Annotated in this window: 7 protein-coding genes and 1 pseudogene; 6 read left to right on the top strand and 2 right to left on the bottom strand. The window is 50.1% G+C overall.

Features of this window, described 5'->3' with window-relative positions:
* Positions 1-721: 721 nt before the first annotated feature.
* Complete coding sequence (locus tag QZT80_RS23930; protein WP_295128434.1) at positions 722-1,396, bottom strand: alpha/beta hydrolase; 675 nt, start codon at positions 1,394-1,396, stop codon at positions 722-724.
* Positions 1,397-1,465: 69 nt separating this feature from the next.
* Here QZT80_RS23930 and QZT80_RS23935 point away from each other — a divergent pair, with 69 nt between their 5' ends.
* The 6 genes from QZT80_RS23935 to QZT80_RS23960 all read left to right on the top strand — a co-directional run bounded on the left by QZT80_RS23935 (position 1,466) and on the right by QZT80_RS23960 (position 10,176).
* Entirely contained in the window at positions 1,466-2,038 is a 573-nt protein-coding gene (locus tag QZT80_RS23935) for a phosphatase PAP2 family protein (RefSeq protein ID WP_295128437.1), read from the top strand.
* A 137-nt stretch (positions 2,039-2,175) separates the two neighbouring features.
* Positions 2,176-2,730 carry an RNA polymerase sigma-70 factor gene (locus tag QZT80_RS23940; protein ID WP_295128440.1) on the top strand — a complete coding sequence of 185 codons (555 nt, stop codon included), beginning with the start codon at positions 2,176-2,178 and terminating at the stop codon, positions 2,728-2,730.
* Positions 2,731-2,798: 68 nt separating this feature from the next.
* Positions 2,799-3,839, top strand: coding sequence for a FecR family protein (locus QZT80_RS23945; RefSeq protein WP_295128443.1), 1,041 nt, complete (start codon positions 2,799-2,801; stop codon positions 3,837-3,839).
* 185 nt (positions 3,840-4,024) lie between these two features.
* Positions 4,025-7,465 (top strand): TonB-dependent receptor, encoded by a 3,441-nt coding sequence (locus QZT80_RS23950; protein WP_295128446.1) that lies wholly within the window; start codon positions 4,025-4,027, stop codon positions 7,463-7,465.
* Between the two features lie 27 nt (positions 7,466-7,492).
* Positions 7,493-9,175, top strand: coding sequence for a RagB/SusD family nutrient uptake outer membrane protein (locus QZT80_RS23955; protein WP_295128447.1), 1,683 nt, complete (start codon positions 7,493-7,495; stop codon positions 9,173-9,175).
* A 17-nt stretch (positions 9,176-9,192) separates the two neighbouring features.
* Positions 9,193-10,176: a discoidin domain-containing protein gene (locus QZT80_RS23960; RefSeq protein WP_295128450.1), complete on the top strand. Its 984-nt coding sequence runs from the start codon at positions 9,193-9,195 to the stop codon at positions 10,174-10,176.
* A 54-nt stretch (positions 10,177-10,230) separates the two neighbouring features.
* Here QZT80_RS23960 and QZT80_RS23965 read toward each other — a convergent pair.
* Positions 10,231-10,362, bottom strand: a pseudogene (locus tag QZT80_RS23965) (exo-beta-N-acetylmuramidase NamZ domain-containing protein); the annotation flags it as partial.

Genomic DNA, 10,362 nt, shown 5'->3' on the forward strand with positions numbered 1-10,362 from the left:
GGCGTTTTTATTTCAAGCTTGATGAAGTGAGTGCGAAAGGCATAAAATGTGTTTTCACACTTTTTTTGTAAATCGTAGAGGATGCAATAATCTTTTATTGCTACATCCGATTCCTGCGAACAACACAGACAATGCGGCGCTACCTGGTCGTCATTGCGAACAGAGTGAAGCACCCCTTTGCTCCAGTCTTCGCGTCAGTAAGTGGGAACCACGTTATCATGGTTAACGTTGGCGAGGCAGGCATTCCCACGTTCGTCATGGCGAGGAACGAAGCCATCCTCGTGCGCAGTCTTCGCGTCAGTAAGTGGAAACCACGTCATCATGGTTAACGTTGGCGAGGCAGGCATTCCCCCGTTCGTCATGGCGAGGAACGAAGCCATCCTCGTGCGCAGTCTTCGCGTCAGTAATTGGGAACCGCGTTGTCATGGTTAACGTTGGCGAGGCGCCCCCCGGTTCGTCATGGCGAGGAACGAAGCCATCCTCGTGCGCAGTCTTCGCGTCAGTAATTGGGAACCACGTTATCATGGTTAACGTTGGCGAAGCAGGCATTCCCCGTTCCTCGCCATGACTGGCAGAGTGATGCCTGCTGACGCAGGCAACAATAGGATTATGAACTCATATCAATTGCAGTGTAGCTGTCGATGCGCTGTCATCACTTAAGGTAATATCACTTTGATAAACCTTTTATCGATTGGGTGTTCATTGACTTCCATTTCGATATTTACAGCATCCTCAACAAAACCTCCGCATCCACCCCCTCCACCGCATGCCCCGTCCCGGGCAACACGCCTAATCTCGCATCCGGCAAAGCCTTATACACCGCCACCGTTTCTTCCAGCGTTACCATCTTATCTCTATCTCCCAGCAACAACAAACACGGCACAGAGATAGATGAATAGTCCGATAACTTTAACGGATTATCACGCCCCATTTCATTCATCATTTGGCCAGTGCGGTGTAATACCTCCTGCCAGTCGTTGGGTCGATGCAGTTGTTCTAAAGAACTGGCGAAGGCAGGCACTTTAACGCTGATCACCGACGGGTCGAGCTTCTTCGTTTCCTTCGCCGCCGTGTCCTCATCCCAGTGAAATTTAGTGCCGACGGTAATTACTTTACCGACCAGCGAAGGTTGATATTTGGCCAGATACATGGCTACGTAACCGCCCATACTGTAACCAAATATCACCGGCTGTTGCAGTTGATACTGCCGGATATAATCAGCAACAACAGAAGCGAAATGAGCGATAGAAAAAGGTACGTCCGGCATGTTGCGGCCGCCGTGCCCGGGAAAGTCTAACAGGTGTACATCGTAGTTGCCTGCAAGCGCCGTGGCTAATAATTTTAACTGGGAAGATGCGCCAATGGCGCCGTGGAGTAAAAGCAGGGGTGTATTCATGGTGGTTGATGTAAAAACTTAAAGATAAGGATTTGCAGGCTTCCCGCTTTTTCAACGTAAATTTATTTTATGGGAAAGAGATGGATGGTATTGCTTTTATTCACCGCAACGGCGCATGCACAAAAGATCGATTCGGCAGACATTCATGTGCTGGAACATATTGCGCTTACGCGTACACCGGCGCAGTCGAAGGTGTTTAAGTTTATCGCTAACGCCAATACCTATGTGAATATCGCTGTGCCCGCAGGCTTACTCGTGGGTGGTATTGCCAGTCACGACCGCGACATGCGCATGAACGCATTGTATGTGGCCAGCAGCACTGCAACTACTGCGTTACTGAACGCGGGCCTGAAAAAGATATTTAAACGCTCCCGCCCCTTCAGGGCACATCCGGATTTTACACCGGTGATTACAGCAGGCGGGTATTCGTTGCCTTCGGGTCACTCCTCTTCTACCTTTAGCAATGCCATGGCAGTATCGCGTGCTTACCCAAAATGGTATGTGATTGCACCGTCGTTTTTATGGGCAGGTGCTGTGGGGTATTCCAGGATGTACCTGGGCGTACATTATCCGTCGGACGTGATGGCGGGGGCCGCGCTGGGTGTGGGTACGGCTTATAGCCTGGGTTTTATAAGGCCATAAACTCACCTATCCCCTAAATTCAAATTTGGTGTTAATATCCCACACTAATCCGTTAAAATAAACCCAGAAAATACCCGCAAATGTCCATAACTATGCAACAACTACCGATATGCCCGCAGTGAACCGGGCGCCTTTAGATGGATATACGCACACTACAGTATGAGATCGCCACTCTGCGGAGTGAGAAAGCCTACAAGCGTGTGTTCCTTCATTTTTATAAAGGACTGGTCACTTTTGCCCACAGTTACGTTAAACAGCCGGAAATAGCCGAAGAGGTAGTATCTGATGTAATGCTGCAGCTATGGACGATGAGAGATGCGCTGAACGGCATACTTAACCTGAAGGTGTACCTGTTTACCGCCGTACGCAACACTTCCATCAATTATCTTGTTAAAAGCCGCCATTACACCACCTGGGATATCGACCAGGTAGCGCCCGAACATTTTGCCGGTCCGCTTACGCCTGAAGAGCTGACCATCGGACGTGAACTGAAACAGCTGTTCGCCACCGCCATTGCCAAACTCCCCCCTAAATGCCAGATGGTGTATAAACTCGTGCGTGAAGACCGCTTTACCTACCGCGAAGTAGCCGACATTATGGACATCTCCGAAAATACGGTAGACCGTCACCTGAATATTGCCATGCACCGCCTCACGGAAACCCTGCAGGCCCACCGTAAAAACTCCCTGTAATTTTTTTTCAAACAGATTGGGGAGTTCGCCCCGGATTCTTGTCTTAACCTGTAATACCCTCTTATTACATGCAGGAGCAACGATTTTATTACCTGGTAAACCGCCAGGTGTCGGGATTGGCCAGTGAAGATGAGCAGGCGGAATTACAGCGATTAATACAAGCCGACCAAGGCCTTGCCGCCATATACGGAGAAATGTTTCCTGATATGCAGCAGGAAGATGAGCATTCCGAAGCTTTACAGGCCTATACGGCCCATTATACCCGGATGCAGCTATCCGGTTTGTTCGAGCAGGAAGAAGCGCCTGTAAGGCGGCGCAGGCTGCCTTACTATATAATAGCTGCCGCCTCGGCACTGCTGTTACTGGCCGCAGGCTGGTGGATGCTCGATAAAAAAGAACAACCTAAAGCCGTTGCAGGCGAAGTAAAAACGCGCAAAGGTGATAAAACCAGGCTTAACCTGCCCGACGGCTCTGTTGTTTGGCTAAATGGCAATAGTCAACTGCTTTTCGATACAGAATTCAACCATACCCACCGTAACGTGCAGCTTACAGGTGAGGCTTATTTTGATGTAACGCACGATAGTAACAGGCCCTTTGTTATACAGGCGAACGGTTTAACGGTAAAAGTACTCGGCACCACCTTCGGTGTGCGCGCTTACCCTGATGAGCCCAGCACCGAAACCATGCTGGTGAGCGGGGCCGTGGAAGTTACGGTGGACGGGCAGCCGGGCAACACCATCCAGCTAAAACCCGGACAAAAACTGCGGGTACTTAACGGCACCAATATTAAAGCAACGGAAGATACAGATACAGACGCTGCACCACTGCTTTCGCTGAGCAAAATGCGCTTTAGTCCTAATGATACAACATTGGCCGACGTGGCCTGGGTAGACAATAAACTGGTGTTCGACGGCGATGCGTTCGACCTGGTCATATCCAAGATGGAAAAATGGTATAACATCACCATAGTAGTGGAAAACGAAGCACTGTACAACGCCAGTTTTACAGGTGTGTTCAACAACAAACCACTTACTACGGTACTAAACACATTGCAGGCAACCGGCAAACTTACTTACAGCCGTCGGAACGATACGGTGTATGTGCGATAGGGACAAATTCTAAATAAACAATGTAACGTTATGAACTAAAAAGAGATCAACTAAAATCGGCCCAATAAAAAAGGAAGGAGAATGTTGACGCATCCTCCGTTCCCCAGGGCAATGCTTGTAGTAAACGGCTTCGTCCCGTAGGAAGGAATCAGAAGCCATTTTTAACACCACCTAATTTCAAAAGTATGAAAAAAACAGGACCGGACCCGGGCTTCAGGCCTGGCTACCCCGTCATTCCACTTGTCAAGCTCCTGCTCATGATGAAAATGACCGCCGTTATTATTTGTGTTTGCTCTTTACAGGCCTTCGCTCTGAAGGTCCGTTCGCAGGAAAAGGTTTCCCTTAACCTGAAACAGGCTTCTATCAAAAAGGCCCTCAAAGCCATTGAAAAGCAAACATCTATCCGCTTTGTATACAACGATGAAATGTTACTCGGCGGCGCTCCTGTCGATGTTACGGTAAAGGAAAAAGCCTGGACGGAAACGCTGGGCGACATCCTGGCCAAAACACCCCTGGCGTATAAACAGGTGGATGAAAACCTGGTGGTGATATCTTACCGTTCCTCCCGTACCGCCGTTTACCAGACTTCCGTTCGCGGTAAGGTAATGGGCGCTGCTCAAACACCGCTGCCGGGTGTAACCGTGCTGGAAAAAGGCACGCGTAATGGCACTGCCACGGGCGAGGATGGCAGTTTCTCCCTTACTGTTAAAAATGACTCGGCCATACTGGTGTTCCAGTATATCGGCTTTGTAACCAAAGAATTACCGGTTTCCGCTAATATGACGGTGGTGCTGGAAGAAGATAATAAAGCGCTGAATGAAGTGGTGGTAGTGGGTTATGGTACCCAGAAAGCCGCAAACCTCACCGGTGCGGTGGCCACTGTTTCATCTAAAGTGCTGGAAAGCCGCCCGATCACCAACCTGGGCCAGGGCTTGCAGGGTACTATCCCGGGCCTGAACGTGGGTATCGGTAATGGTGCGCCGGGGCAGGGTACTTCCTTTAACCTTCGCGGTACCAACCCGCTTAGCGCCAGCGCTCCGCTGGTATTGGTAGACGGGGTGGTAATGGACCCTAACCTGCTGAACCCGGACGATGTAGCGAGTGTGACTGTTTTGAAAGATGCAGCATCGGCAGCCATCTACGGTGGCAGGGCTGCTTTTGGTGTGGTGTTGATCACCACTAAAAGCGGGCAGCGTGGTAAAGCAAAGATCAGCTACTCCGGCAGCTATACTTTATCGCGCCCCACCCGTATGCCTGATTACCTCAACGGCTCGCAGTACATCAATATGTTCCGCGATGCAGTGCGCAGGGCCGGTGGTAACAGTTATAACTATACCGACCAGGATTCAACGCTCGCCGCCCAATACCTGGCCGACCCGGCCAATAACCCGGCGGTGTATATAGATCCGGACAGGCCTAACCGCTATCGTTACGTAGGTAACACCGACTGGATAGATGTACTCTATCCCGGATCGCAACCACAGCAACAGCATAACATCTCGGTATCCGGTGGCGAAGGTAAAACCACCTATAACGCCAGTCTTGGTTACTTTGACCAACAGGGCCTGTTGAAAATGGCCGATCAAAGTTATAAACGTTACAACGCAACTTTAAAACTGACAAACCAGGTAACCGACTGGCTGGACCTCAATTTTAAAGCGAGCCTTAACCGTACCTCTCTGAACACGCCTAACGGCACACAGTTCGTGGATGGTACTTCTCAGACCTGGTCTTTCATCCCGACCGACCTTACCCCCTTAATGCCGGTGTATCACCCTGATGGAAACTTCTCCGGTCAGGGTAGTTATACCAATATGATCGCGCTGATGAAACAGAACGGTCGTCAGAAATACGACATCAGTGATATGTGGCTTACAGGAGGCATCGTACTGAAACCGATTAAACATGTGCGGGTGGTAGCCGACTATACATGGAACGGTTATATATACAACAAGACACAGCACTACAAGGCGTTTAATGAGTATGGCGTTGATGGCGCACTGCTGGGTACCTACCCATGGACATCGCCCAGCCGCCTGTACCAGACGAACAGCAGCGATAACTACTATGCGATCAATGCTTACGCGGAATACGAGAACACCTTTGCCGAGAAACATTACCTGAAAGCAATGGTGGGTTATAACGAAGAACTGAAACAGAACAGGGCTTTCGGTGTAACTGCCCGTAACCTGATAGATCCTACCATGCCCAGCCTGGTGCCTAACTATGATAAGAACCCTGCATTAACAGCGGCTCAGTCAGAGTGGGCAGTGAGTGGTTCGTTCTTCCGCCTTAACTATATTTTCTCCGACAAATATCTCTTGGAAGTGAATGGCCGTTACGATGGTACTTCGCGCTTCCGCCGCGGCGACCGTTACCTGTTTGCACCATCTGTATCTGCAGGCTGGCGCGTATCGCAGGAGGAGTTTTTCGCTCCCGTCAAACAATATGTAAACGACTTAAAGATCCGTGGATCTTACGGTATACTTGGCAACCAGGCTACATCTTCAACATACCCTTACATCGCCACCATGCCTGTAGGTCAAACCACTTACGTGTTTGATGATAACCTGACCAGTCCTTACGTAGGCTCGCCTTCACTGGTAAACCCGAACTTTACCTGGGAAAAGGTGGGTACTGTTAATATCGGGGTAGATGCAACCTTCCTGAAAGACAGGCTCGGCCTGGTGTTTGACCGTTACATCCGCACCACCAAAGACATGTTGTGGAACTCCGCACCATTGCCTGGCGTTATTGGCGCCAATCCGCCACAGGTAAACTCTGTAGACCTGCAAACAAAAGGCTGGGAACTGAACCTTACGTGGAGAGATCGTGTTGGTAAAGATTTCAGCTATAGCGTAACTGCTAACTTATCAGATTACAAATCTACCGTCACCAAATACACCCTCAATCCTAAAGGCCTGTTAAGCGATTACAGGGAAGGTCAAACGCTGTATGATGTTTGGGGTTATGTAACCGCCGGTTATTTCCAGTCGGCCGATGAAGTGAATAAATCTGCTTCACAGCGCGGCATCTGGGGTGGTGCCTGGCTGCCAGGTGATATCCGTTATGTGGATATGGACGGCAGTGGTGTAATTGATCCGGGTGATAACACCGTGAGCAATCCTGGTGACCGCCGCCTGATAGGCAACACTGCACCGCGTTACCAGTTTGGTTTGAACCTGAGCGCCGAGTGGAAAGGTTTCGACGCCACTGTATTCTTCCAGGGTACTGCAAAAAGAGATGCCTGGTTAGGTGGCACTTATTTCTGGGGCTTCACCGACGAATGGTCTGTACCACTTAAACACCACCTCGATACCTGGACACCGGAAAACACAGACGCCTACTACCCGGTAAACAAGATCGGCGCCTGGTACAACCAGCAAACACAAACAAAGTATAAACAGAACGCCGCATATGCACGTTTAAAACAGGCCTCCATCGGTTACAGCCTTCCGCAGCACCTGATCAGCAGGATCAAACTCAATCGCGTAAGAGCTTACATCACTGGTCAAAACCTGTTTGAGATCACCAAACTGCACAAAGCCTTTGATCCGGAACTGCTGGATAGCCAAACCTATCCGCTGAGCCGTGCATGGTCATTTGGTTTGCAGATCGGGCTTTAATCCTGTTTTACTTTTAATTCAACAATCATGAAGAAGATACATATTGTATACATATTAGCGCTGGTGTTACTGGCTGCCTGTAAACGGGAAGACTTCCTGGACAGGTTTCCGCAGGATGGTATCAGCGACCCTACTTACTTTAAAAATGAGAACGACCTTAAGTTGTATCTCAACCGCTTTTACGACGCCCTGCCCGTACAACGCGGCAATGGCGAAAACAATTCGGACAACTTCGTACCCGGCACCCGCAACCCGCTACTGGCTGGTGAGTACGTAATCCCTTCTACGGATGCTAACTGGAGTTACACCGGCTGGGCCAACATCCGCTACACCAACTATTTCTTACAACGTTACCAGCGCGCAGAAATCGCTGATGCGCTGAAGAACAACTACGCTGCAGAAGCCCGCTTCTTCCGTGCCCTGTTCTACTGGGAAAAAGTAAAACGCTTCGGCGCCGTTCCCTGGATCAGCACCGATCTTACAGACACTTCCAGTGTAATGCTGTACGGCCCCCGTTTGCCGCACAAACAGGTAATGGACTCTGTACTGGCTGATCTCAATTTCGCCGTAACCAATGCTGCTCTGGCCACTAACACACAGTTCGCAGGCAGGATCACGCAGGATGTAGCACAGGCGCTGAAAGCGAGGATCGCTTTATGGGAAGGCACTTTCCGTAAATACCATGCACTGGGCGACGAGCAAACGTTCTTAAGAGCAGCAGTGGAGGCTTCGGAAGCGCTTATCAGCAGTAACCGTTACGTGATCTGGAAAACAGGTAATCCCAACAGCGATTACTATAACCTGTTTATACAGGAAGAGCTGAAAGGCAATAAAGAATCGATCCTGGCCAGGAGGCATATCAAGGATGTGAGCATGCACAACCTCACCCGCCAGCTATCGGATGCATGGCCTTCTTACTCTAAAGCTTTTGTGAAATCGTTCCTGGATAAAAACGGTACACCCATCGCCCTTAGCCCGCTGTATAAAGGCGACGCAACACTCGACGACGAACGTACCGACCGTGATCCACGTTTCACACAGCTGATCGCCACCCGCGGTTTCAACTTCTTCAGCAATACCAACGGCACCCGCGATACCATGACACTTTCGCGCCTGCCCGCCACTGTTACCGGTTATGCAGGTATAAAGAACTACAGTCCTGACCCGGTGCAATGGAATGCGAACCAGTCGACCCTCGACCTGTTCATTTTCCGTTATGCAGAAATACTGCTCATTAACGCCGAAGCCAAAGCTGAACTGGGCGAGGCTACACAGGTGGTCATCGATGCAACGATCAACAAAATACGCGACCGTGTAGGTATGGCGCCTATGGTCATTACTGCCCTGGTAAAAGATCCTGCTTCAGACTTCCCCACCCTCGCTGTGCTGCTCGATGAAATACGCAGGGAAAGAAGGATTGAACTGGCTGCCGAAGGTTTCCGTTTCGACGACCTGCTGCGCTGGAAGGCCGGCCAGCTGTCCGAAAAACCAGAAAGCATCCTGGGCATGAAACTGACGCCTGCACAGCGTGCGCTGTATCCTGCGGGACAGGTAAACAGTATACAGGTAGATGCGAATTTCAACATCCGCGTGTATACCAATATCACCTCGCGCATCTGGAACGATAAGTACTACCTGTACCCCGTTCCTACCAACGAGCTTACGTTAAACCCTGCCCTGCTTCCGCAGAACACGGGCTGGACTAATTGATCCATCAAACCAGTACAATGAAAAAATTATCAGCTTATATACTCCTCGGAGGCCTGCTTGCAGGGTTGAACGCCTGCGATAAGGACAGTGACTTCAGCGAATCCGACAGCGATGTACGTGTATACTTGTCGCAAGCCGTAAACGGCCCGTACGCTAATATTTCCGTAAACCGCAGGGCGCCTTTACAGTCAGACTCCATCTTTAAATTCGATGTGAATGCGTTTTTCGCAGGCGGCGGTTATAAATCGGCACCCGGTAACGTACCTGTTACCTTTGCGGTCGACTACTCCACCTGGGACAGCATTAACACTGCCCGCGCAGTTGCCTCGCTGCCTGCGTTCGAGAAAGTGCCTGCACATGTATTTGACTTCAGCACCACCACCGCTGTTATTAAAAGCGGCACCACCGTTAGCGAAAACATTGCTTTCGGTATTGATGGTAAAAAGGTAGAAGAAGGACATAACTATATGGTGCCTGTAAGGTTGCAGTCGGCAGGTAATTATCCGCTGAACCGCGCGCTGAGCATCACTTATTTCGTGGTAACCGTTACGCCCCCGGTATATGCAGAAATCAACCGCAGCGCCTGGACCATCTTCAACGTCGATTCTGAAGAAGCCAGCGGCGAAGGTCCCAATAACGGCCGCGCGGTCTTCGCAATCGACGGTTTGCTCAATACCTTCTGGCATACACAGTGGGATGGCGGGGAACCGCCTTTGCCCCATCATATTGCGATCGATATGAAACAGAGCAATACACTGTCCGGGTTATATCTTACCGCCAGGCAGAACGCGCCGAACGGTGCGCCTAAAACGGTGAACGTGGATGTAAGTGCGGACGGCACTACCTGGCAGTCGGCAGGTACTTACCAGTTGCAGGCTATTAATGCAAAGCAACCAGTGTTCTTCGCCCAAACTTATACTGCGAGGTATTTCAGGGTTACGGTTACCGCAACGCATGGCAATACGAACATCACGTTCTTTGCAGAAGTAAGTGCTTTTTAGCAATCATCAATAACAAAAGCAAAGGGCCGCGATGTATGTCGCGGCCCCTACTGTTTATTCGTAAATCAAATACTTCTTCCTCATCTCCTTATACTGGCTCAAAGCCGGCTCCCAGCTCTTCCGGATCTCTTCTTCCGGCACATTATCAATGATCTGTTGCCTGAACTTCGAATCGCCTGTACGGAA

Source organism: uncultured Chitinophaga sp., assembly GCF_902168175.1.
In the GTDB taxonomy this organism is placed as follows: domain Bacteria; phylum Bacteroidota; class Bacteroidia; order Chitinophagales; family Chitinophagaceae; genus Chitinophaga.